The sequence below is a fragment of the Arthrobacter sp. 05T423 genome (assembly GCF_056396245.1).
Map to the genome: position 1 here is coordinate 179,601 of NZ_JBFTLC010000002.1, position 23,144 is coordinate 202,744.

The window sequence follows — 23,144 nt, forward strand, 5'->3', positions numbered from 1 at the left end:
CGGCGGCAGTGTCCGGGTGTAATCTGGGACAATTCAAACCATTGAATGGAAGCAGGAATGCGGTGGCCAACTCAGTCTCCGGGGATTCGGTGGTGGACCGCGTGGTGCGCGTCATCGCGGCGTTCCCGGCCGGCGCCACCGTCCTGCAGCTGTCCGAGCTCGCGGAGCGCGCGGACCTGCCCCTCACCACGGCCCACCGCCTGGTGCGGCAGCTGGCCACGCACGGGCTGCTGGAAACCAGTCCCGGTGGCTCGGTGCGGCTGGGATTGCGGCTATGGGAGCTGGTGAACCGAAACTCGCCAACGCTGGCCTTGCGCCAGGCGGCGATGCCCTTCATGGAGGACATCCAGCACGTGCTCAACCAGAACGTGAACCTCGCAGTGTTGGACGGCTGGGAAGCACTGTTCGTGGAGCGGCTGTCCCGCCGGGGTTCCGTGGCAAACCGGGCCCAGATCGCCGGCCGGATGGCCGTCCATGTCTCATCGGCCGGCCTGGCCCTGATGTCACACCAGCCAAAGCCTGTCCAGACCGAATACCTGGACCAGTTTGCCGATCCCGCCGGCAAGGTTGGCAGCGACGAAGTGCGCGCCTGGCTGGCTGAGGCCGCCAACCAGGGGTATGCCGAACTGGCCGGGGTGATCGATCCGGACACCTGGGGCATTGCTGTCCCCGTACTGGACGGCCAGAAGCGCGCAGTGGCGGCGCTCGGCGTCGTCGTTCCCCTGCGGGAGATGCGCATGCAGGCGCTGGTCCCGGCCCTCCAGACGGCGGCCCGCGGCATCGCCCGGCGACTCAGCGAGAGCGCTGGCTGAACCTTCGTCGGCGGGGGCTGATTCCATTCAGCGGAATTGCTGTAACGCCGACCACACAATCCGGCGCACACTGTTAGCCAGCAACCACCTTCCGCCCGGACCACCGGGCCACGCAACGGAGCGAGGAACACCATGGCACGACAGATCATCACCACCCAGGTGGCCATCCTGGGCGCAGGGCCTGCGGGACTCATGCTGTCCCACCTGCTGGCCAAGGCCGGAATCGAATCCACCGTGATTGAGATCCGCAGCCGGCAGGAAATCTCCGAAACGGTCCGGGCCGGCATCCTGGAGCACGGCACGGTGAACATGCTGGTAGACGGCGGCGTGTCCGACCGTGTGCTGCGCCAGGGAGACCGTCACGACGGCATCGAGCTGCGGTTCAACGGCGAAAGCCACCGCATCGACTTCAAGGAACTCGTGGGGGAGTCCGTCTGGCTCTACCCGCAGACCGACGTCTTCACGGACCTGGCCGCCCGCCGCGAAGCCGACGGCGGGGACGTGCGCTACAGCGTCACCGACACGACCATCCACGACATCGAGGACAAGCCCAAGGTCTGGTTCACCGATGCCGACGGCGTTGAGTACGAGCTCCAGGCCGACTTCATTACCGGCGCGGACGGCTCACGCAGCCACTGCCGCTTCCAGATCCCGGAGGCGAACCGCAAGTGGTACTTCCACGAGTACCCGTTCGCGTGGTTCGGCATCCTGGCCGAGGCGCCGCGCAGTTCCGACGAGCTGATCTATGCCAACTCCGAGAACGGCTTTGCCCTCATCAGCCAGCGCACCGAAACCGTGCAGCGCATGTACTTCCAGTGCGACCCGAAGGAAAACGTGGCCGACTGGAACGATGAGCGGATCTGGGCGGAGTTCCGCAGCCGGGTCAACGGCAACGGCTTCGAACTGAAGGAAGGCCCGGTTATCGACAAGATGGTCCTGCCCTTCCGCAGCTTCGTGCACACGCCCATGCGGCACGGCAAGCTGTTCCTGGCCGGCGACGCCGCGCACACGGTGCCGCCGACCGGCGCCAAGGGCCTGAACCTGGCGATCCACGACGTGAAGGTGCTGTTCGAGGGGTTCGACAGCTACTACAACAGCGGCGCCACGGCCCTCCTGGACTCCTACAGCGACCGCGCCCTTGACCGCGTCTGGAAGGCCCAGCAGTTCTCCTACTGGATGACCACCATGCTGCACACACCCGCAGACGGCGGCGACTTCGCGCGGGCCCGCCAGCTGGGCGAGCTGAAGTCCGTGGTGTCCTCGCGGCACGGCCAGGCGTACCTTGCCGAGGCCTACACCGGCTGGCCGTCCGCCTAGCCTCCCGCCGTCGGGCTTAACATCGGGTCCATGGAAGCCATAAAGATCATCGGCGGCGGGATTGCCGGCCTCGCGCTCGCGGCCGGCCTGGACCAGGGGCGCTTTGATGTCACCATCCATGAGCAGCGGCCCGGCATCCCGGCGGTGGAAACGTCGCTGGCCATGTGGCCGGAAGCCCAGGCAGCCCTGGCGGTTCTGGGGGTCCTGCCGCAGATCAGGGAGGCAGGCACGACGTTTGGCGGGATGGCCCTGCGCGATGAGGCCGGCACGGCACTGCTGGCACCCGGGGTCCGCGGGGTCCTGGGCATCTCCCGGGCCGACCTCATCCGCATCCTCGACGCCGTCGTGCCCGGCTCAGTGCACCGCATCGAGGGCAGAGTGGAGGAGATCCCCGCTACCGGACCGCTGACGTCGGGCCTGTTGGTGGGGGCCGATGGCGTCAACAGCGTGGTCCGCCGCTTCTTCTGGGGCGCCAGGTCGCAGGCAAGGCTGACGCCCTACCTGGCCTTGCGCGGCGTCCTTCCCGTGCCCGTCCGGGCCGACTCCGGCGGGGAGTACTGGGGACGCGGGCAGCTGTTCGGCATCACACCCGCGTCCGGTGGCCGGACATACTGGTACGCCTCGTTCCGCTCAACCCTCGGGCCGGTTGGCGTCGATGCTGCGGGGGCGCTGCAGCAGGCAAAGGAGCGCTTTGCCGGAGGCGCCCCTGCGGTCCTGACGGTGCTCGGGAAGGCGACGCCGGACGCCACCTTGGCACAGAGGATCTGGACGGCGCCCAACCTCGGGAGTTTTGTGCGGCCGGGCGCCGTCCTGGCGGGCGACGCCGCCCACGGCATGACGCCCAACCTCGGCCGCGGCGCGTGTGAGGCGCTCGTGGACGCGGTCACGCTGGCCGAACTCCTCAACGCCCATCCGCTGGAGGACGCGCTCAAGGCCTATGACCGGCAGCGCGCCCTCCGGACCCAGCTGCTGCGGCTGGCCTCGTCCGCCATGGCGGGCGTGGCCCTTGCCGAACGGGCACAGCCGCTCCGGGACGGGCTGCTGAGGCTGGCTTCCCGGTAAGGCTGGCGGCGCGTCAAAACCCTGGGGGCGGCCAAAGCCCGTACGACGGCGGCTGCGCTAGTCCCGCTGCAGCGTTTCGGTGAGGTGGTGCGTGGGGATGCGGTCCCGGTCGTAGGTGATTTCCGTGTAGCCGTGGGGCTCCGGCTTGCCGGTGGAGCTGAGGTTCACGAACACGATCTCCTCAATCGTGAGGATGCTCTGCCGGGTGATCATGTTGCGGACCTCGGCCCGCATGGTCAGCGACGTACGGCCGAACCGGGTGGCGGTCAGGCCCATCTCGATCAGGTCGCCCTGGACCGCGGAGCTGACGAAGTTGATTTCCGAGATGTACTTGGTGACCGCACGGCCGTTGCCCAGCTGCAGGATGGCGTAGATCGCGGCTTCCTCATCGATCCACTTCAGCAGGCTGCCGCCGAACAGCGTGCCATTGGCGTTGAGGTCCTCGGGCCGCACCCACTTGCGGGTGCGGAACGTAATGTCTTTGGTTTCCATAGCGCGAGATTAGCCGACGGCGGCCCGCCCCTCGGGAGTGTGACGGCCGCCGTCGCATGGCATGCCGTACCGGTGGCAAGTCCGTACCATGGATAGGGTGCGCCCGGTTCAGGGCACACCACAACTCGCTGTCCCAGTGCCCCGCGCGGCACACCGGGAAGGCGCTGGAGGAACACCGTGAAAACCGATACGACCCATCACTGCGCAGGCTTGGCCGCGCATCCTTCCGGCCAGGATTGCTGACCTTGCCACCGATAAGCATTGCCCTCGCGGCATGGACCATGAACTGGCCGGCGCTGCTCATCCTTGTGGCCGCAGCGGTCCTGTACACCAAAGGGCTGGTGGCAGCCAAGGGCCGGGGCATCCGCTGGCCCTTATGGAACAGTTTTGCCTTTTACGTGCTCGGCCTGGGTAGCTTTGCCGCCCTGAGCTTTGGATTCCCTGGCACCTACAGCCACGACCTCCGGTGGGCGTTCACACTCAAAGTGACCTCCTACCTGTTCGTGGTACCGCTGCTGATTGGTCTGGGCAAGCCACTCACGCTGGCCAGGCGGACTCTGGGGCCGGTGGGCGCGGCGAGGATAGAAGAGGTGCTGGGTCACAGGCTTGTCCGCATGCTCAGCAACACGCTGATGGCTGCCTTGCTGGGGCTTGCGATGTTCACCCTGTTCCTGACCCCCTTCTTTTACGTGCTTCGAACCAACCCGGCCGCCGAGGTCGTGCTCACCTTGGTGGTTCCCCTGATGGGGTTGCTGATGACCGTGCCCATCATGGAAGACGGGGCCGGACGCACAGGGTCACTGATCGTGGTCGAATTCATCTTTGTGTTCATCGAACTGCTGGCTGACGCGGTGCCCGGGATACTGATGCGGCTCAGCCCCGGAGTCCTCGACGGCGCAACGTCGGTCCCGGGGAACCACGCGGCCTGGTTCCCCGCACCGCTGCGGGACCAGCAGCTCGCCGGGGACCTGATGTGGTTTCTCGCCGAGGTGGTGGACCTTCCCCTCATCATTTTGATGTTCGTCCGGTTCTCGCGCACCGAGAAGCGGGAAGCGAAGTCTTTCGATGACCTCAGCGATGAAGAAATTGAGGCCCTCAGCCGGGCACACCTGGAGCGGGGCGTCCGAAGCGTCGACTGACGGCTGGCCTGCCTCAGGCCATGGCAGTGTGGGCGGCACTGTGGGAATCGATGCTTTTAGCGAAACAGCAGGAGTGCTCGACGCCGATGTAGGGACCGAAATTGGGCACCGGTTCGAAACCGGAGTGGGCATAGAAGCTCCGGCCGTCGGTCTGTGCCGAGCCGGCTTCCGCAGTGATCCGGGTGATGCCCTGGGCAAAGGCCTCGGCTTCGAGGGCGGCCAGGATGGAGCTGGCCACGCCCGAACCGCGGGTGTACGGGAGAACGTAGAGGCGCTTGATTTCCGCCGTTTCGGAGTCGAGCAGCCGAAGGCCTCCGCAGCCCACCGGCTGGCCGGAGCCTTTGTCGTACGCCACGATGAACACGGCGGTATCCACTTCGGACGGCTTGGGTCCCGGTTCATGGTCGGCGCATCCGAAGCGGGCGTCCAGTTCCGCCTGCTGCGCCGCGCGCAGATCGGCACCCACAGGGTTAGACCAGCTGACTTTCCGGATGTTGAGCCTGGGATTGGTCTGCATCTGTGCCTCGATTCGCCGAAGGGGTATGCAGATCAAGGCTAGAAGCGGCCCGTTACCGCGGTGTTTCCTGCCGGTAAGCGGCATGGGAACACTTGGCGCCGGGCCCTATGCCGTGCTCTTTCCGGTCGGGTCCTCGGCGGTGGGGTCGGCCAGGGCCAGGCCGCCCACGGGGCTGGCATCCCAGTGGATCAGGTTCCAGCCGGCGTCGGGGTCACCTTCCAGCGCCACAATGCCGGTGTTGGCGAGGACGTGCCGGGCGGCAAACTCCATGTCGATGTTCCCTGCCCGGTGTCCCGCCCAGACGCGGATCGCGGCGCCGTGGCTCACCATGGCCACCGCGCCGGTGCCGGCGGCTTCCGCGGCCACCTTGGCGATGGCCGCGTCGTAGCGGTCGAAGAACTCATGCCCATCGGGCCCGGCGGGCATCCGGCGGTCGAAATCGCCGTCCGTCCATGCGAAGACGGTGCTCATGTACCGGCGGTGGGACTCGTGGTCCGTCAGCTTTTCCAAGGCGCCCGCCTCGATCTCGTGGATGCCGTCCAGGATCTCCACGTCAAGGCCGAGCTCGCGGCCCAACGGCCGGGCGGTGATCTGGGTGCGGAGCAGGGTGGACGCGTACAGCGCACTGATCGGCTCGTTCACCAGGGCCCGCGGCAGGGCCTCCGCCTGGCGCTCGCCAAGTTCGGTGAGCCCGGGCCCGGGGTGGGCGGTGTCCAGCTGCCCCAGCACGTTACCGGGAGTTTCGCCGTGGCGGATGAGCAGCAGCCTCATGGTTCGCGTTTTCCTTGTCATCGTCGGGACGGTAGGCGTGCGGGCCAGCCTTCTGCGGGAAACGGCCGGAAACTAAAGCCGCCGGAAACAGAAGCGGCGCCGGGCAGCAGAGCCCGGCACCGCCGTCGTACTTATTTCAGGTGATCCACCAGGGCGTCCGCGATGCCGGTGTACCTGCCAGGCGTCAGCGCGAGCAGCCGCGCCTCGGCCTCAGCGGAAAGGCCCAGGCCCTGGACGAACTCCTGCATCCGGGCGGCGTCCACGCGCTGGCCGCGGGTGAGGTCCTTGAGCCGCTCGTACGGGTTCTCCATGCCTTCGACGCCGGCGATCGCTTCCGCGCGCATCACCATCTGGATGGCCTCGCCGAGGACTTCCCAGTTCGTGTCAAGGTCTTCGGCGAGCACGCTCTCCGCCACATCGAGCCGCTCCAGGCCCTTGGCCACGTTCGAAATGGCCAGCAGGGAGTGTCCGAATGCCACGCCGATGTTGCGCTGGCTGGAGGAATCCGTGAGGTCGCGCTGCCAGCGGGAGGTGACCAGCGTGGAGCCCAGCACGTCCAGGAGCCCGGAGGAGATCTCCAGGTTGGCCTCGGCGTTTTCGAAGCGGATCGGGTTGACCTTGTGCGGCATCGTGGAGGAGCCGGTGGCGCCTGCCACCGGAATCTGCGCGAAGTAGCCGATCGAGATGTAGCTCCAGATGTCCGTGCAAACGTTGTGCAGGATCCGGTTGAAGCGGGCGACGTCGGCGTACAGCTCGGCCTGCCAGTCGTGGCTCTCAATCTGAGTGGTCAAGGGGTTCCAGGTCAGGCCCAGCTTCTCCACGAAGGACTTCGCGACCTGCTGCCAGTCCGCGCCCGGGACAGAGGCCACGTGCGCGGCGTACGTACCGGTTGCGCCGTTGATCTTGCCCAGGTACTCGGTCCGCGCGATGCGCTCCAGCTGCCGGTTCAGGCGGTGCGCGATGACGGCAAGTTCCTTGCCCAGAGTGGTGGGCGTGGCCGGCTGGCCGTGCGTCCGGGACAGCATCGGAACCGCGCGGTTCTCCTCGGCCATCTTGCTGATCTGGGCCACAAGGGCACGGGCGGCGGGCAGCCACACGTCCTCCACAGCACCCTTCACACCCAGTGCGTAGGACAGGTTGTTGATGTCCTCGGAGGTGCAGCCGAAGTGCACCATCGCGGTCAGGTTCTCGATCCCGATGCCGGGCAGGCGGCGGCCGATGTAGTACTCCACGGCCTTCACGTCGTGGACGGTGACGGCTTCGATCTCGGCCAGCTCGGTGACGGAGCCGGCATCAAACTCGGTGACGATTGCCCGGAGCTGCTGCTGCTGGTCCTCTGTCAGGGGACCAGCGCCGGGGAGGACGTTGTCCCCGGTCAGGTGGATAAGCCACTCCACCTCGACCGCGACGCGGTCGCGGTTGAGGGCTGCCTCGGACAGGTAATCAACGAGGGGGCCGACGGCCGACTTGTAGCGGCCGTCCAGCGGGCCGAGCGCGATTTGTTCCCCTGACGCGGCGAGGGCGAGGCGTCCGGAGGGCGTACGGGTGTCAGCTGTGGCGGCAGTTTCAGGCATGACCTGATTCTTTCATGAAGTTCTGTGCCCGCTGAAGCACGGGATTCCGTGTGACTTCTCCTCCACAGCCCCGGATGCGCAGTTCTCCACATGGACGACGCCGGCCGTTCCGCCGGCGGCGGCCGGCACCTTAACGTCGTGGACAGGAAGAGGGGAAGGGACGGGCAATCGGCGCCGGCCCACACCGGATTGGGGGATCCGAATGAGCGCCAGCATCACAGCCGCCGACGCCGCGGCGTGTTCGTCGCGCAGTTTTGACGTCCAGCTGTTGGCCGGGAGGGTGGAGGCCTGCGCGGAACAGGTGCATGCCGTGCAGGCCAGGCTCGCGCAGCTCCAGCTCATGGACTGGCAATCGCCCGCCGGGCTGGCCTACAGGTCGGACCTCCGGGCGCTGGCCGTTGCGCTCCGCAGCGCCCGGGAAGGAGTGATGGCCGCTTCCCTCGCCCTGCGCCGGCACTCCGCACGCGTCGCCGGGTCCGCACTCCCCGCAACCGGCGGCTACTGATGGCCCAGGACACGCCGGGCGGAAGCGGCGGGCAGCTCCGTCCCTACGAACCGGCCTCCAACGATGTCCTCTCGGTGCGGGGCGGAATAGGCGGTATTTCCTTCCAGCTAGAAGAGCTTGATACGGGAGCGCGGGAGCTGGACGGGCTCGCCAGGGACCTGGCAGCCGTGGAACTGGGCATCCACAGCGTCTGGGAGGCCCTCGGAAGCTACCAGCGGGACGATCCGGCCAGTGGTGCTGAGGCCCTCACCGCCGTGTGGGAAGGGCAGCGGTCCGTGGCGGCGGTGCGGGAGGCGCTGGAGCGCCTGGCCGGCGGCGTGCGCGCCTGCCAGCTCGAGTACAGTGCCGCCGAGACGGCAAACCTGCTCATGACGCAGCTTCACCTTGACTCGCCGTGGTTGCTGGGCCGGCAACTCTTTGACGGTGGTCTGTCCGGGGACTGGCGCCCCAACACGGCCACCACCGAGGCGATCGCTTCGAGCGACCCCGTGGCGGCCGGCACTGTCCTGGCCGCGCTCCTGGGAGCTCGGCTCGGCCCCATGGATGCCGCTGTGAAGATGGCACTGGCCTCCGGCGTGACGGGCTCGAGTGTCCCAACCCTTGCGCGCATGCTGCTGGACCGCGTTCTGCCCGAGCTGAGGCCGCGGCCTGTCACGGCCCTGAAGGAGGGCTCTGCGGAGATTGCCCTGGACGCGTCTCCGGCGGGTCTCCTCACCCGGGCAGGGGAGGTGGAAAACGCCGGCCCCGGCCAAATCGAGGTCATCCAGACAACCAATGGGGGACGGGACGCGTTCATCGTGATCATTCCCGGAACCCAGCCCGGCAACACCGGCGGCCCCAACCCCTTCGACGAGGCCGGCATCGGTGAAGGATTCGGGTATGGGTCCGAACACACCGCCGCAGCCATCCGGGCGGCCCTGCATGAGGCCGGGGCGGAGGCAGGGGACCAGGTGGTGGCCGTGGGTTACAGCCAGGGCGGAATCCATGCAATGAACCTCAGCCAGGACAAGGCCTTCCTTGCTGAGTACAACCTCAAATATGTGCTGACCGCAGGATCGCCGGTCGGGGCAATAACCCCGGAGCAGGGCGTCAGCAGCCTGCATCTGGAGCACCGGCAGGACTGGGTTCCGGGCAGTGAAGGCCTTCCCAATCCGGACACCAAGGACCGGGTAACGGTGACGCTGAACGGACTGGTCAGGACGCCTCCCGGTCAGGACTCCGGACTCGGCCCCGGGCACAGGCTCAGCAACTATGAAGCGGGAGCCCGGGCAGTCTCCGCGAGCCCGGACCCTTCGCTGGTGGCGTCCACCGCCGCGCTCGCCGGGGTAGTGGGTGCGGGAGGCGCGGCAAGGGCCACCCGGTTCCAGCTGGTCCGCGCGCCCAAGCCGCCCTCGCCCGTCCCACAGCTGTCACTCCCCGGTCCGGGCAGGGTCATCCTTCCCGTCAGCGGGGGTGTCAGCGGTGGCGGGCGCCGGGGAGCCGGTCTGCCACCAGCGAAATGACGGTGATGATGATGGCAGCCAGCACGGCGGTCCAGAAGAACGCGTCGATCGTGAAATGCACGGGGGTGTAGCTGCTGATCCAGGAGGTGAGGTAGAGCATCGCGGCGTTGATCACCACCGTGAACAGGCCCAGGGTCAGAATGGTGATGGGCAGGGACAGGAAGCTGACTACCGGCCGCACGAACGCATTGACCAGGCCAAAAATCAGCCCGATGAAGAGGTAGGCGAGGACTATGCCGGCGGCGTCGGTACCCTGGTTCACCCCGGTCTTGGCCACTGCCTCCGTGGTGGCCGTGGTGGAGATGTCCAGGCCCGGCAGGAGCCAGCTGGCAATCCACAGCGCCAGCCCATTAATGATCACGCGCATGATGAAAGACCGCATGCGCCCATGCTGTCATACCGCACCGTCACGCGGGCAATGAGAGGCATAGGCTAGGTGGCATGACTTCATCAGAGACTTTGGCGGGGGGCCTGAGGCCCCGACCGGTGGTTGACCGGCTGCCCCGCTACGCGGCCGGCAAGCCACCCGTCGCCGTCGACGGCCTTGCAAGCTACAAACTGTCGTCCAACGAGAACCCGCTGCCGCCCATCCCCGCCGTGGTCGAGGCGATCGCCGCCCAGACCGACTTCAACCGCTACCCCGACCCCCTCAGCACCAAGTTGCGCACGGCGCTCGCCGGGTTCCTCGACGTGCCGGCCGAGGACATTGTCACGGGTGCCGGCAGCCTCGGCGCCCTCTCCCAGCTGCTGACCACGTTCGCCGGCCAGAACGATGACGGCAAGCCGGACGAAGTGATCTACGCCTGGCGCTCCTTCGAGGCCTACCCCATCTGCGTCGGGCTGGCAGGTGCGGAGAGCGTACGAATCCCTGTGACGGCTGACGGACGCCATGACCTCGATGCCATGGCCGCGGCCGTCACGGCAAGAACAAGGGTGATCCTGCTCTGCACCCCGAACAACCCCACTGGCCCCATCCTGACTGCCGAGGAAACCGAACGGTTCATCAAGGCCGTCCCCTCGGACGTTGTGGTGGTCATCGACGAGGCCTACCAGGAGTTCGTCCGGGCAGAAGACGCCGTGGACGGTATCCGGATGTACCGCAAGTACCCCAACGTGGTGGTGCTCAGGACGTTCTCCAAGGCGCACGGCCTGGCTGGCCTCCGGGTCGGCTACAGCGTTTCCCAGCCTCAGCTCACCCAGCACCTGCGGGTTGCCGCCACCCCGTTCGCAGTCTCGCAGATCGCCGAAAAGGCCGCCGTGGTGTCCCTGCAGAATTTTGACGAAGTTGTAGAAAGGGTACAAAGCCTGGTGGAGGAGCGGGACCGCGTGACAGCAGGTCTCCGGGACCTCGGCTGGTTCGTACCGGATGCGCAGGGAAACTTTGTCTGGCTCGATCTGGGTGCGAACAGCGCGGAGTTCGCCCAGCTCGCCGGGGAACGGGCGCTCTCCGTCCGTGCCTTCGGCAACGAAGGGGTCCGGGTCAGCATCGGCGAAGTGGAAGCGAACACGCGGTTTCTGGAACTCTGTGCGGTTTACACAAAACCGCCGCGGCGTTCCTAGCGCTTAACAAACAGCCGGCGCAACCTACGCCGGATAAAGTAAGGAACAGTAAGCCAAATATATATGCCTCACCCGGTATGCATTCCTGGTAAGGCATATATCCCAGCGACATTGCAACGCATGCATGCGGCAGGCAAGGAGACGGTATGGGCGCAACACATCTGCCCTCCACCGAGTTCGATGGAACGGAACTGGACGACCAGCTCGAGGCGCAGGCCGAGGCTGCCTTGGGCGTGCCTCCGACCGAAATGGTCCAGCTTCTGGGCCCCGATGGCACGCTGGGCACGGACCCGGTGTACTCCGAGTACGCCGAGCGTCTCGATGCCGAAAAGCTCCGGGGATTCTACGCGGACATGGCAGCCATCCGGCGCTTCGACCAGGAAGCCACCGCCCTGCAGCGGCAGGGCCAGCTGGCGCTGTGGGTTCCGCTAACCGGCCAGGAAGCCGCGCAAATCGGATCCGGGCGTGCCAGCCAGCCGCAGGACTACATCTTCCCCACCTACCGCGAGCACGGCGTCGCCCTGACCCGGAACGTGGACCTGGCGGAGCTGCTGCGGCAGTTCCGCGGCGTTTCCAACGGCGGCTGGAACCCCAAGGACACCAACTTCCACCTCTACACGCTGGTGCTGGCCGCGCAGACGCCGCACGCCGTTGGGTATGCCATGGGCATCCAGCGTGACCAGCGGCTGGCAGAGGCCCAGGGCGTGGACGGTTCAGCGGAGCCGAAGGCCGCCGTCATGGTCTACTTCGGCGACGGCGCCAGCTCCGAAGGCGACGTCCACGAATCCATGGTTTTTGCCGCCTCGTACAACGCCCCCGTGGTTTTCTTCTGCCAGAACAACCACTGGGCCATCTCGGTGCCCACGGCAGTGCAGACCCGCATTCCGCTCGCCAACCGCGCCAAGGGCTACGGCTTCCCGGGCATCCGCGTGGACGGTAATGACGTCGTGGCCGTCCATGCCGTCACCGAGTGGGCGCTGGAGCACGCACGGCAGGGTAACGGCCCGGTCCTGATCGAGGCCTTCACCTACCGCGTGGGAGCCCACACCACGGCCGACGACCCCACGAAGTACCGCGAGTCCTCCGAGGAGGCCCTCTGGCGGGAGAAGGATCCCCTCGACCGCCTGGAGAAGTACCTCCGCGCCGAAGGCATGGCCGACGACGCCTTCTTCGCGCAGGTTGCTGCCGACGGTGACGAGCTCGCCGCCTACATCCGCAAGTCCACCTACGCATCGGACGCCCCGGACATCAGGACGGCTTTTGCCAACACGTATGTCGAGGCGCATCCGCTCGTGGCTGAGGAACTGAAGTGGTTCGAAGAGTACAGCGCAGGCTTTGCCCGCGAGGACGAGGGAGACGGGGCAGGCCGCTGATGACCACCATGACCATTGCCAAGGCCATCAATGAAGGCCTGCGCGCCACGCTCAGCAACAACCCCAAAACACTGCTCATGGGCGAGGACATCGGCCCCCTGGGCGGCGTCTACCGCGTCACCGACGGACTGATTGGCGAATTCGGGGCCGACCGCGTGATGGACACGCCGCTCGCCGAATCCGGCATCATCGGCACGGCGATCGGCCTCGCGCTGCGCGGATACCTGCCTGTTGCCGAGATCCAGTTCGACGGCTTCGTCTTTCCCGGCTTCAACCAGATCACCACCCAGCTGGCCAAGATGCACTCGCGCAGCAACGGCAACCTCACCGTGCCCGTGGTCATCCGCATCCCGTACGGCGGCGGCATCGGCTCCATCGAGCACCACTCGGAATCGCCCGAGGCGCTTTTCGCCCACACTCCGGGGCTACGCATCATCACCCCGTCCAACCCCCACGACGCCTACTGGATGATCCAGCAGGCCGTGGCCTGCCAGGACCCGGTGATCGTCTTCGAGCCGAAGCGACGCTACTGGCTCAAGGGCGAGGTGGACACGGACTCGGCCGGCCTGGCTGAGGATCCGTTCAAGGCCAACGTGGTCCGCGAGGGAACGGACGCCACGGTGGTGGTGTACGGGCCGCTCGTGCCCGTGGCCCTGGCCGCCGCCAACGCCGCGGCGGAGGACGGGCACAGCATCGAAGTGATCGACCTGCGTTCCATCTCCCCCATCGATTTCGACGCCATCGAAGCCTCCGTCAAGAAAACGGGCAGGCTGGTCGTGGCGCATGAGGCGCCCACCTTCGGCGGCATTGGCGGCGAAATCGCTGCGCGGATCAGTGAACGGGCCTTCCTGTCGCTGGAGGCCCCGGTCATCCGCGTGGGCGGCTTCCACATGCCGTACCCGGTGGCCAAAATCGAAGAGGACTACCTCCCGGACATCGACCGCATCCTTGAGGCGCTGGACCGGACCTTCGCGTACTAACGCCGTTGGGCGCCAACGCCTGCTGACTCTTTCGCCTACCGTTGCCTCCGCACCTCCCGGAGCGACCCAGCTTTCGAACCCGAGGATCCCATGACGCTTAACAAGTTCAACCTCCCCGACGTCGGTGAGGGCCTGACCGAGGCAGAGATCGTTTCGTGGAAGGTCAAGCCCGGCGACGAGGTGGCCATCAACGACGTCCTGTGCGAGATTGAGACGGCCAAGTCCCTCGTTGAGCTCCCGTCGCCGTTTGCCGGTACCGTCACGGAACTGCTGGTCCCGGAGGGGGCGACGGTCGACGTCGGGACTGCCATCATCAGCGTGTCTGACACCATGTCCGGGGATCCCACGCCGGCCGACGCTCCGCTGCCTGCCGTTCAGGCTGCCGAGCCTGAACTGATGTACGGCAAGCTCCCGGCAGACTCCGAGCCAGCATCCGGCAGTGAAAAGTCCGGCAGCGAAAAGTCCGACGGCGGAGCTGCCGCCGGCGGCCTTGCCGCCGGTCCGCTGGTGGGTTCCGGTCCGAAGGCCGACGCCGTGAAGCGGCGCCCGCGCCTGACGCGGCCCTCGATTCCGGCGGACCCGGTCCACGGCGCCCCGGAGGTCGAACCCGTCCAGCCGCGGTCGGCGGAGGCTGCCGTTTCGGCGGAGTCCGGCGGCGGAGCTTCCACAGGCGCAACCGGCGGTGGGGTTCCGACGGGCTCAAAGAACGGTGCCGACAAGCCGACGTTCGGCGGCGCTATTTCCGGGCTCATGAACAGGGTCCTGGCAAAGCCTCCGGTCCGTAAGATCGCCCGCGACCTGGGCATTGACCTGGCCGACGTCGTGGCCACCGGCGCACGCGGCGAGGTCACGCGCGAAGACCTGGTCAGCTACCAGTCACAGCGCGATGCGGAACTGGACAAGGCGGATACGTTCTGGGGCGCATCGGGCCGTCCGCAGGAGCAGCGGATCGAGCGGATTCCGGTCAAGGGCGTCCGTAAGGCCACCGCGAAGGCCATGGTGGAGTCGGCGTTCGCTGCCCCCCACGTGAGCATCTTTGTGGACGTGGATGCCAGCCGCACCATGGAATTCGTCAAGCGGCTCAAGGCTTCGCGCGACTTCGAGGGCATCAGGGTCTCGCCGCTGCTGATCCTGGCGAAGGCGGTCATCTGGGCGGCGGCGCGGAACCCGAGCGTCAACGCCACCTGGGTGGACAACCCCGACGCCAACGACTCCGCCGAGATCCACGTCAAGCACTTCATGAACCTGGGCATTGCCGCGGCCACGCCCCGCGGGCTGATGGTCCCGAACATCAAGAACGCCCAGGACCTGTCGCTCAAAGAACTGGCGATGGCCCTCAACGAGCTCGCCACCACCGCACGTGCCGGGAAGACCCAGCCCGCGCAGATGCAGGGCGGCACGCTGACGGTCACCAACATCGGCGCCCTCGGCATCGACACCGGAACGCCCATCATCAATCCGGGTGAAGTGGCCATCGTGGCCTTCGGCACCATCAAGCAGAAGCCCTGGGTCCTCGACGGCGAGGTCATTCCGCGCTGGATCACCACGCTCGGAGGATCCTTCGACCACCGGGTGGTGGACGGCGACCTCTCTGCCCGCTTCATGGCCGACGTCGCCGCCATTCTGGAAGAACCGGCACTGCTGCTCGACTGACCTGCTCGACTGAGCTGCCCTGCTCGACTCACGGGCCCCGGAGCGGTACCCTCCGGGGAAAGGGGGGAAGGACCGGACAGGCAGGGACGGGGTTCCCATGGGTGAGGATGGCGGGACCGGCAGCATCCACGTGAAGAACCGCGTGGCCCGGGTCATCACCGAGGCGCTTCAGCCGCCCATCATCGTGGCGCTGCTGCTGCTCCTCAGCCCTGCCATGGAGCCGGGCTTTCCGGGCACCGTCTGGTTCGGAGCCGTGGCGGTGCTGTTTGTGTGCGTGCTGCCACTGGCCGCCGTCGTCGTTCTGGTCCGGATGGGCAAGGTGACGGACCACCACGTCAGCGACCGCAGGCAACGTGCGCCGGTGCTCGCCATGTCGGTGGTGTCGCTGCTCGCGGGGCTGGGAGTCCTGCTGGCCATCAACGCCCCGTACAGCGTCATTGTGGTGGTGCTGGCGATAGTGGGCGGCGTCGTGGTGCTCGCCGCCATCAGCCTGTTCTGGAAAATCAGCGGCCACGCCGGGGCTATCGCACTGACCACTGTCATCACGGTGCTTATCCTGGGCGCTCCGTGGATTCCGCTGCTGCTGCTGATTCCCGCCGTCGGCTGGTCCCGGGTGGTGCTGCGCGCCCATACGGTGGCGCAGGTTGTTGCCGGCGCCCTGGTGGGCGGCGGCGTCACCGCCGGGCTCTGGTGGCTGCTGCGGGAGCTGCTAATCCCGATCAGTTGACGCCTGGGGGCCGGTGCCCGGGACAGGCCAGGCATCTGGAATTGGCGCCCGGAGTCAACGCCCGGAGTCAACGCCCGGACAGGCTCAGTAGGCGGCGTAGGAGTTGGCCAGCAGCTGTGCCATGGCCGGATCGGAGGACAGGCCTGCCATGCTCACCGCGGCGGCCAGCATGACGCCGCTGACAGCGGCGATGCCGCAGCTCACGAGCGTGAGGAACTTCCAGTCCTCGCGCAGGACGCTCTTCAGCGTGTCCGGCAGCTGCAGGTCCGGGGAGATGAGGTTGGGGGCGCTGTCCACGGATCCGTCGTCGAGGAGGGCGATCACCCGTCCCGCGGAGCGGTCCACGCGCATGGCGCTGATGTGGTTGCCGTGCCGGGCAAGAAGGATGTCGTGGCCGACGAGGTGGCGCCGCTGGAGTGTAAGCACAGTGTTCCCCTGAGAGGTAGATTTGGGTTTGTCCGCACCATCGGGGGCACCTCCAATTTTATCTTTCGGGGCATACCGGACTGCCGGAAAACGGGGTGAGACTGCCCACCAGCCCGGGTGATCCGCGTCAAGCCAGGTGTACGCTGCGGCTAATCGGCTCCGTAGGTATTCGCGATGTAGACGTCGCAGGAGGCACTGTGGGCGACGCTGTTCGCCACGCTGCCCAGCACGCGTCCAAGGCCCTGCATGCGCCGGTTTCCCACCACAATCATGCTCGCGTCGAGACGGTCCGCCTCCCTGACCAGGGCTTCGGCCGGCTTACCCCGCGCCGAGGAAAAGCTGATCGTCAGGTCGCCGCCCGCAAGGGCTGCGGCCACATCCCGGGCCACCTTTTCGGCTTCCCCGGCGTCCGACACGATCCACCGGTCGCTGCCGCTGCCGAAGACTTCGGTCCGGTCGCTATCAAACGCGGACACGACGTGGAGCCGGACGCCCAGTGCTGCGGCCAAATCCCGCGCCACTTCCGCTGCCTTGCGTGCAGTTCCGCTTCCGTCCACGCCCACAACTATGGTTCCTGCCATGGCCTGATCTCCTTTGAATATCCTGAATCTGTTGATGTTCCGGGCATTCTACTGATGTTCCGGGCGTCCTATCGATGTCCCGCCCGTTGCCGACGCTCAGGCCAGCGCGTCTATGGCCTCCTGCAGCACCGGCGCCAGGCGCCGCACGCCCTCGGCGATGGCCTCCGGCGGAACGGCGCTGAACGCCAGGCGGAGCTTGTTTGACGGGGCGTCCGAGTGCGTAAACGCCGCGCCGGGAATGAAGACGACGCCGGCATCAATCGCCTTGCGCAGCAGGGGATAGGTGTCCACACCCTCCGGCAGAGTCACCCACACGAAGAATCCTCCCTGCGGCCGGGTCCAGCCGAGCCCCTCGGGCATGTGCGACTCCAAGGCCGCCAGCAATGCGTGGCACCTCTCGGCGTACAGCCTGCGGTACGTCTCGATCTGGCCCTTCCAGTCGTAGTCCCGCAGGTAAGCAGAGACCAGCATCTGGTTCAGCGTGGGCGGGCAGAGCGTCACCGCCTCCGAGGCCAGGTAGTAGCGGCGCTGCAGGTGCGCCGGAACGAGGGCCCAGCCGACGCGCAGGCCCGGGGCGAAGATCTTCGAGAACGATCCCATATAGATGACGTCGTCGGGGTTGCCGGCCCGCAGCGGCGCTAGTGGCTCGCCGTCGAACCTCAGCAGTCCGTACGGATTGTCCTCCAGCACCAGGATGTTGGCGCGGCGGCAAATATCGACGATCTGCTGCCGTCGTTCCTGGGCGAGCGTGATGCCCGACGGGTTGTTGAAGTTGGGGATGGTGTACAGGAACTTGATGTTTTTGCCGGCGGTCTGGAGTGCCGCTATCCTGGCCTCGAGAAGCTCCGGCACCAGGCCGTCGTCGTCCATGACCGCGGACTCCACCTGGACCTGGTAGGCCTCGAACGTGTTCAGTGCACCCACGTAAGTAGGTTCCTCCACGAGGACCACGTCTCCGGGGTTGCAGAACACCTTGGTGGCCACGTCCTGCGCGGACTGGGAGCCGGCGGTAATCACCACGTTCTCCGGCCGGGCGTCCACGATGCCCTCGGCGGCCATGACTTCGCAGATCTGCACGCGCAATTCCTCGGTACCCTGGCCCCCGCCGTACTGAAGCGCCGTGAGTCCGTCCTCGGCGATGATCCGTGCGGCCGTCTGGGCGAGCTTTTCGAGCGGCAGAGACTGCAGGTAGGGGCTGCCCCCGGCCAGCGAAACCAGGCCTGGCCGCATGGAGATGTCGAAAACGTCCCGGACCGCCGACTGTTTGATGTTCGCGGCCCGCTCGGAGAGGAGTTCGTCGTGCCGGTGGGCGGACGTCGCGGCCCGCTCGATGGCGTCGATGGCTTCGGCGGGGAGGACGGCTGCGGCGGCGTCAAGTGTCTCGTGGCTCACAACCCCAGAGTACAGCCCCAGGTTGCTGATTAGGCAACAGCTGTTCACTGAAAAATCCCGAAGGTTGTTGGACTGGTGCCTGCCCACGGCTTTACCTCCGGCGGTGCAAGGCATGGAATGGAGCCATGACGTCTCTCGAGCCCGCACCAACCCAGGCCGCTGTCTCCAGCACCGCACTCTCCCAGGCCGCCAAGGCCGACGCATTCCGCCAGATGCACTCGGGCGGCGCCGTTCCGCTGGTGCTCGTGAACGTGTGGGATGCGGCTTCAGCCCGGCTCGTGGAGAAGGCCGGGGCGCGCGCCATTGCCACCTCGAGTTCGGCCATCTCATGGAGCCTCGGGTTCCCCGACGGCAGCCACGTGCCCCCGGCCCTGGCGCTCGACGCCCTTCGCAGGATCACAGCGGCGACGGGCCTCCCGGTCACGGCGGACATCGAAGCCGGGTATGCGGGCGCCGATGGCGCCTTCGACGACGACCAGCTCCGGCAGACCGTCACGGCAGTGCTTGAGGCCGGCGCGGTGGGCGTGAACATCGAGGACTCCGGCGGGAAATCCCTCACCGCCGTGGACGAGCAGGCCCGTCGCATCGGCCTGGTCCGCAGCATCGCGGCAGAGTCCGGCGTGCAGCTCTTCATCAATGCCCGGACGGACACGTACCTTTCCGGACAGCTCGGGGACTCCGCCTTCGAGGAAACGCTGCTGCGGGCCGAGGGCTACCTCGCCGCCGGCGCCGACGGCATCTTTGTGCCCGGCGTGACGGACCTCCATGTCCTGCACGAACTCAGCAGGCGGATCCCGGCGCCCCTGAACGCCCTTGCCGGCGTCGGGTCGGCGTCAGTGGGCGAACTGCACGACGCCGGCGTGCGGCGGGTCAGCATCGGCGGCAATGCCGCGAAAGCGGCGTATGCAACGGTCTCCCGCGTGGCGGCCGAAGTCCTGGGTGACGGGAACTGGTCCGAACTTGCCGGCTCGCCGAGCCACGCCGACATGGATGCCCTCTTCGCCCAGCGGAAGGGCGACTAAGGTCCCCGGGGCGTGACGGTTCCCGGCGCCCATCGGTTCCGGCGCGTGACGGACCGGGAGGGCCACCCGTGAGGAGACGGATAAGTGCGGTTCAGCGCAGGCCCAGAACTTCCTCCAGCGGTACGCCGCTGACGTAGATTTCCGCCCGCACGGCACCCACGGCCGTGACGGCTGTGTGGGTGAGCTGCGCTTCGATCCGCGGAAGATCGCAGACGCCGCCGGGCTGCACCGCACCGGTCAGGTCCACCACCACGGTGGTGCCGTCGAGGTAACCGGACACGTACTGGAGCGAGGATGCTGCCAGCGCGTTGTACAGGCCGCTTGCAGGCGGTGCGCCCGGACCGGACAGCAGCCTGCTCATGGCGGCCTGCAGCGGCTCGCTGATGGAGGAGTCGGCGTTGTGCACGGCAACCAGGCTGTCGTTGCAGCCGAAGCGCACGCCGGACCGGCCGCCGTCGTCGAGCGCAACGTAGTAAACCGCGGTGCCGGTGCCTGCGGCTTCGCCTGTGCCGGTCCCCGGCGACGTGGAGCCCGGCACTGTGGAACCCGTTGTGGGGCCCGGGGAGGCCGCACCGGCTGCGGCTCCCGGAACAACGGTTCCCGAATCGGGTGCGGGTTGCTGTCCGGATATGCCCGGCAGCTGTGCCTGCGTGTCCGCGCCAGGACCGCCGGACGGAAGTCCACTAGGCCCTGATCCGCTGGCAGCTGGTCCGCCGTTACCGGTGCCGGGGTTCCAGCCCGCGGACGGAGGAGCTGAGGCGCTCGCAGGAACGGGCCCGGCAACCCCGGCCGCTGTTCCCGCGCCTGTGGCGCCCTGGCCGGAGTTTCCCAACCCGGTCCCGGAGGCGGTGGGGGCGCCGGCGTCCTCGGGCGGACTCACGGGAGGCGCCGGGCGCGGCTCGGGGGCCGCCGCAGGGGCGGGTCCGGCGTCGTACGCACCCTGCGGGAGGGGCGCGCAGGAGCCGAGCCACAAGGGAAGCGTCAGGCAGAAGGCGGCCACCGCCGTCGTCAGCGGTCCGACTCCCCAGCTCGACTTCATGACTGCACCGCACTCCCTGCCCCGGCACGTCCCGTACATCAACGTTACGGCGGGGCGGCGGGCCGGGGAACGGCGCCCGGGTGTCAGTTTGGCCGCAGCTCAGTCACGGATTGGTTGCAGCAGGCTCCGGCCGTCCCGCCACCCGCCAGGGGTGGAGAAGGCGCACGCCCCCGGCCGCCGTGAGCGTTGGGGGCGTGCGGGGGGAGGTCCGGATCAGGCAGCTGCGCCGGCAGGCTCCACGGCGGCCAGGGCGACGAAGAGGCCCTTGATCTGCTCGACAACCTCGGCGTCGTCCTTCGGGTGGGTTTCCGCGAAGCGGACCATGGAGCCGGGGACGGCGAGCTTCGCGTCCTCCAGGACACGGGCGCCGGCGATGCCCACAGCCTTGCGGGCCTCGTCCTGCGCCCAGACGCCGCCGAACTGGCCGAAAGCGGTGCCGACGACGGCGGCGGGCTTGCCGGTGAGGGCACCGGCGCCGTAGGGGCGGGACAGCCAGTCGATGGCGTTCTTCAGCGAGGCGGGCATGGTTCCGTTGTGCTCCGGGGTGACCAGCAGCAGCGCGTCGGCCTGGCCTGCTGCCTCGCGCAGGGCCGCGGCGGCTGCCGGGACCTGGCCCTCGACGTCGATGTCCTCGTTGTAGAAGGGAATGTTGCCCAGGCTCTCGTGGATCACGATCTCGAGGCCTTCCGGGGCGTTCAGCTGGATGGCTTCGGCAAGCTTGCGGTTGTGGGAGTCGGCGCGCAGGCTTCCCACGAGGGCGAGTACGGTGCTCTTGGACATGTGAACTCCTTGGGTCTTGCCGCGGAACGTTCCGCCGGCGGATGGTTCTGGAGGCGTTTGGTGCCTTCACCAAGACTAAACGGACTGCGGTCCGGATATTATTCCCGGGTCTAGAATGCTTTGTGTGAGCCTCATCCCAATTCGCTCCGGGTCATCGCCCGGTTCCGGAGCGGAACGCAGCGATGCTGCCAGGAACCGGGAGCTGCTCCTTTGCGCTGCGCGGCAGCTTGTGGAGGAGTGCGGCGCCGACGGCGTGACCATGGACAAGCTGGCGGAGCGGGCAGGCGTGGGCAAGGGCACCGTGTTCCGCCGTTTCGGCAGCCGCGCAGGCCTCATGATGACCCTGCTCAGCGATGCCGAGGCCGAATTCCAGGGCCGGTTCATGTTCGGGCCGCCGCCGCTTGGCCCAGGGGCGCCGCCCGTGGAACGGCTGATCGCCTTCGGCACCGAACGCATCCGGTATGTCATGGAATACGGAGAGCTCGCGAGGGCGGCCGAAGCGTCCCTGCACAACAGGTTCGAGGCCCCCGCGGCGGTGCTGTGGCACCGGCACCTGGAGCACCTGCTGCGCTCGGCGGGCTTCGACGCGGACCCGTGGCTGATGGCCATGTCCCTCAGCGCGACACTCGATCCCGAACGGCTGCTGCATGCCGTCCGCGTGCAGCACGTTTCGCCCGAGCGGCTGGGGGAGTCCTGGCGGGAGCTGATCATCCGCGTCGCTGGAAGGGCGGAGGACCAATCGTCCGTCGGTTGAGCCCGGCCGGCTGACGCGGAAGCTTGCGAGCCGGAGTTCCGGCCCAGGAGGTAGCGTGGCACCATGAGCACCGATTCCTCCACGCCCTCCACTCCCATCCGGACCGCCGTGGTGGGCTTTGGCCTCTCGGGCCGGGTTTTCCATGCGCCGCTGATCGCCGCGGACCCCAGCTACTCGCTGGAGGTAATCGCCACCTCTGATCCCGGCCGCCAGGCGGCCGCCGCCGGGCAATACCCCGGCGTGAAAACAGTGCCCGACGGCGATGCCGTCCTTGCGCTGGCCCCTGACCTTGACCTCGTGGTGCTGGGGACCCCGCCGGCCACCCACTACCCGCTAGCGAAGGCCGCTCTCGAGGCAGGGCTCGATGTGGTCGTCGACAAGCCGTTCGCCGTGGCGAGGGCCCAGGGGCAAGAGCTGATCGCGCTGGCAAAGCGACTGGGGCGGGTGCTGACGGTGTTCCAGAACCGGCGCTGGGACGGCGACTATCTCACGGTCAAGGCCCTCCTGAAGAGCGGCTCGCTGGGTGACGTCACGCGGTTCGAGTCTCGCTTCGAGAGGTGGTCGCCCGAGGTTTCCAAGGCCTGGAAGGCGGAGGCTACGGTGGCTGACGGCGGCGGTGTCCTGTTCGACCTCGGCACCCATCTGCTGGACCAGGCGCTGCAGCTCTTCGGCCCGGGAACAGTGGTCCATGCCGAGCTCCAGGCCCGGCGCCCAGGGGAGAAGACCGATGATGACTGCTTCGTGGCCGTGCGGCACGGGAACGGCGTGCTGAGCCACCACTGGATGAACATGCTCTGCGCCCAGCAGGGTCCGCGCTACCGCGTTCTCGGCTCCGGCGGCGGCTACACCAAGCACGGCGTGGACCCGCAGGAGCCCTACATCGTCGCCGGCGGGAGCCCGCTGGATGCCGAGTACGGTGTGGAAGCCGCCGAATGGGCCGGGCAGCTGGGCCGTGACGGTCACCTGGACCGGCTCCCGACCGAACGCGGAAACTACCCGGAGTTTTACCGGATCCTAGCCGCCAAAATCTCCGACGGCGGCACCGCCTCGTCCCTGCCCGTGCCGGTAGACCCGGCAGGCCCCGTGGAGGTGCTGAGGCTCATCGAGCAGGCCCGCGAGCTCGCGAGGACGCAGGTTTAACGTCTGAACGGCAGCCATCCGGAAGC

At 67.6% G+C, this 23,144-nt stretch carries 24 protein-coding genes; 14 read left to right on the forward strand and 10 right to left on the reverse strand.

Annotated elements, in window-relative coordinates:
* Positions 1–62: 62 nt before the first annotated feature.
* The 3 genes from AC1DFE_RS03505 (at position 63) to AC1DFE_RS03515 (ending at position 3,191) form a co-directional block, all read left to right on the forward strand.
* Positions 63–812: an IclR family transcriptional regulator gene (locus AC1DFE_RS03505; RefSeq protein ID WP_476904517.1), complete on the forward strand. Its 750-nt coding sequence runs from the start codon at positions 63–65 to the stop codon at positions 810–812.
* A gap of 132 nt (positions 813–944) precedes the next feature.
* Positions 945–2,129: a 4-hydroxybenzoate 3-monooxygenase gene (locus AC1DFE_RS03510; protein ID WP_476904518.1), complete on the forward strand. Its 1,185-nt coding sequence runs from the start codon at positions 945–947 to the stop codon at positions 2,127–2,129.
* Positions 2,130–2,159: 30 nt separating this feature from the next.
* The gene (locus tag AC1DFE_RS03515) at positions 2,160–3,191 is read left to right on the forward strand and encodes an FAD-dependent monooxygenase (RefSeq protein ID WP_476904519.1); all 1,032 of its coding nucleotides are present in this window, start codon (positions 2,160–2,162) and stop codon (positions 3,189–3,191) included.
* A 57-nt stretch (positions 3,192–3,248) separates the two neighbouring features.
* Here AC1DFE_RS03515 and AC1DFE_RS03520 read toward each other — a convergent pair whose 3' ends face one another.
* Positions 3,249–3,683: an acyl-CoA thioesterase gene (locus AC1DFE_RS03520; RefSeq protein ID WP_476904520.1), complete on the reverse strand. Its 435-nt coding sequence runs from the start codon at positions 3,681–3,683 to the stop codon at positions 3,249–3,251.
* Positions 3,684–3,928: 245 nt separating this feature from the next.
* On the opposite strand from AC1DFE_RS03520, the gene AC1DFE_RS03525 reads away from it, so the two are divergent.
* On the forward strand, positions 3,929–4,822 hold the full coding sequence (locus AC1DFE_RS03525; RefSeq protein WP_476904521.1) for a cytochrome c oxidase assembly protein: 894 nt from the start codon (positions 3,929–3,931) through the stop codon (positions 4,820–4,822).
* Positions 4,823–4,835: 13 nt separating this feature from the next.
* On the opposite strand, the gene AC1DFE_RS03530 is transcribed toward AC1DFE_RS03525, so the two are convergent.
* The 3 genes from AC1DFE_RS03530 to purB all read right to left on the reverse strand — a co-directional run bounded on the left by AC1DFE_RS03530 (position 4,836) and on the right by purB (position 7,684).
* Positions 4,836–5,339: a GNAT family N-acetyltransferase gene (locus AC1DFE_RS03530; RefSeq protein WP_476904522.1), complete on the reverse strand. Its 504-nt coding sequence runs from the start codon at positions 5,337–5,339 to the stop codon at positions 4,836–4,838.
* Between the two features lie 105 nt (positions 5,340–5,444).
* Positions 5,445–6,110, reverse strand: coding sequence for a histidine phosphatase family protein (locus AC1DFE_RS03535; RefSeq protein WP_476904523.1), 666 nt, complete (start codon positions 6,108–6,110; stop codon positions 5,445–5,447).
* A 131-nt stretch (positions 6,111–6,241) separates the two neighbouring features.
* Positions 6,242–7,684 carry an adenylosuccinate lyase gene (gene purB, locus AC1DFE_RS03540; RefSeq protein ID WP_476904524.1) on the reverse strand — a complete coding sequence of 481 codons (1,443 nt, stop codon included), beginning with the start codon at positions 7,682–7,684 and terminating at the stop codon, positions 6,242–6,244.
* 202 nt (positions 7,685–7,886) lie between these two features.
* Between purB and AC1DFE_RS03545 the strand changes: the two genes are divergently transcribed.
* Positions 7,887–8,189, forward strand: coding sequence for a hypothetical protein (locus tag AC1DFE_RS03545; RefSeq protein WP_476904525.1), 303 nt, complete (start codon positions 7,887–7,889; stop codon positions 8,187–8,189).
* On the forward strand, positions 8,189–9,691 hold the full coding sequence (locus AC1DFE_RS03550) for a hypothetical protein (protein WP_476904526.1): 1,503 nt from the start codon (positions 8,189–8,191) through the stop codon (positions 9,689–9,691). Before AC1DFE_RS03545 ends, AC1DFE_RS03550 begins: the two co-directional genes overlap by 1 nt.
* Here the strand turns inward: AC1DFE_RS03550 and AC1DFE_RS03555 are convergent.
* Positions 9,645–10,073, reverse strand: coding sequence for a phage holin family protein (locus AC1DFE_RS03555; protein ID WP_476904527.1), 429 nt, complete (start codon positions 10,071–10,073; stop codon positions 9,645–9,647). The genes AC1DFE_RS03550 and AC1DFE_RS03555 overlap by 47 nt on opposite strands.
* Positions 10,074–10,132: 59 nt before the next feature.
* Between AC1DFE_RS03555 and AC1DFE_RS03560 the strand changes: the two genes are divergently transcribed.
* The 5 genes from AC1DFE_RS03560 (at position 10,133) to AC1DFE_RS03580 (ending at position 15,984) form a co-directional block, all read left to right on the forward strand.
* Positions 10,133–11,251 carry a histidinol-phosphate transaminase gene (locus AC1DFE_RS03560; protein ID WP_476904528.1) on the forward strand — a complete coding sequence of 373 codons (1,119 nt, stop codon included), beginning with the start codon at positions 10,133–10,135 and terminating at the stop codon, positions 11,249–11,251.
* 146 nt (positions 11,252–11,397) lie between these two features.
* Positions 11,398–12,624 carry a pyruvate dehydrogenase (acetyl-transferring) E1 component subunit alpha gene (gene pdhA / locus AC1DFE_RS03565; protein ID WP_476904529.1) on the forward strand — a complete coding sequence of 409 codons (1,227 nt, stop codon included), beginning with the start codon at positions 11,398–11,400 and terminating at the stop codon, positions 12,622–12,624.
* Positions 12,624–13,604: an alpha-ketoacid dehydrogenase subunit beta gene (locus tag AC1DFE_RS03570; RefSeq protein WP_476904530.1), complete on the forward strand. Its 981-nt coding sequence runs from the start codon at positions 12,624–12,626 to the stop codon at positions 13,602–13,604. Before pdhA ends, AC1DFE_RS03570 begins: the two co-directional genes overlap by 1 nt.
* Before the next feature lie 90 nt (positions 13,605–13,694).
* Entirely contained in the window at positions 13,695–15,257 is a 1,563-nt protein-coding gene (locus AC1DFE_RS03575; protein ID WP_476904531.1) for a dihydrolipoamide acetyltransferase family protein, read from the forward strand.
* A gap of 97 nt (positions 15,258–15,354) precedes the next feature.
* Positions 15,355–15,984 (forward strand): phosphatase PAP2 family protein, encoded by a 630-nt coding sequence (locus AC1DFE_RS03580; RefSeq protein WP_476904532.1) that lies wholly within the window; start codon positions 15,355–15,357, stop codon positions 15,982–15,984.
* A gap of 84 nt (positions 15,985–16,068) precedes the next feature.
* Here the strand turns inward: AC1DFE_RS03580 and AC1DFE_RS03585 are convergent, their stop codons facing one another.
* The 3 genes from AC1DFE_RS03585 to AC1DFE_RS03595 form a co-directional block, all read right to left on the reverse strand.
* The gene (locus AC1DFE_RS03585; protein ID WP_476904533.1) at positions 16,069–16,410 is read right to left on the reverse strand and encodes a hypothetical protein; all 342 of its coding nucleotides are present in this window, start codon (positions 16,408–16,410) and stop codon (positions 16,069–16,071) included.
* Positions 16,411–16,559: 149 nt separating this feature from the next.
* The gene (locus tag AC1DFE_RS03590; RefSeq protein ID WP_476904534.1) at positions 16,560–16,991 is read right to left on the reverse strand and encodes a universal stress protein; all 432 of its coding nucleotides are present in this window, start codon (positions 16,989–16,991) and stop codon (positions 16,560–16,562) included.
* A 96-nt stretch (positions 16,992–17,087) separates the two neighbouring features.
* Entirely contained in the window at positions 17,088–18,383 is a 1,296-nt protein-coding gene (locus AC1DFE_RS03595) for an aminotransferase-like domain-containing protein (RefSeq protein ID WP_476904535.1), read from the reverse strand.
* Between the two features lie 125 nt (positions 18,384–18,508).
* Here AC1DFE_RS03595 and AC1DFE_RS03600 point away from each other — a divergent pair, with 125 nt between their 5' ends.
* Positions 18,509–19,405, forward strand: coding sequence for an isocitrate lyase/PEP mutase family protein (locus AC1DFE_RS03600; protein WP_476904536.1), 897 nt, complete (start codon positions 18,509–18,511; stop codon positions 19,403–19,405).
* 91 nt (positions 19,406–19,496) lie between these two features.
* On the opposite strand, the gene AC1DFE_RS03605 is transcribed toward AC1DFE_RS03600, so the two are convergent.
* Positions 19,497–20,444 carry a GerMN domain-containing protein gene (locus AC1DFE_RS03605; RefSeq protein ID WP_476904537.1) on the reverse strand — a complete coding sequence of 316 codons (948 nt, stop codon included), beginning with the start codon at positions 20,442–20,444 and terminating at the stop codon, positions 19,497–19,499.
* A 213-nt stretch (positions 20,445–20,657) separates the two neighbouring features.
* Positions 20,658–21,224: an NAD(P)H-dependent oxidoreductase gene (locus AC1DFE_RS03610; RefSeq protein WP_476904538.1), complete on the reverse strand. Its 567-nt coding sequence runs from the start codon at positions 21,222–21,224 to the stop codon at positions 20,658–20,660.
* Between the two features lie 124 nt (positions 21,225–21,348).
* Here AC1DFE_RS03610 and AC1DFE_RS03615 point away from each other — a divergent pair, with 124 nt between their 5' ends.
* Both AC1DFE_RS03615 and AC1DFE_RS03620 read left to right on the forward strand, forming a co-directional pair.
* A complete protein-coding gene (locus tag AC1DFE_RS03615) occupies positions 21,349–21,978 on the forward strand; it encodes a TetR/AcrR family transcriptional regulator (protein ID WP_476904539.1) in 630 nt (209 codons plus the stop codon).
* Between the two features lie 63 nt (positions 21,979–22,041).
* Positions 22,042–23,118: a Gfo/Idh/MocA family protein gene (locus AC1DFE_RS03620; RefSeq protein ID WP_476904540.1), complete on the forward strand. Its 1,077-nt coding sequence runs from the start codon at positions 22,042–22,044 to the stop codon at positions 23,116–23,118.
* Positions 23,119–23,144: the final 26 nt, after the last annotated feature.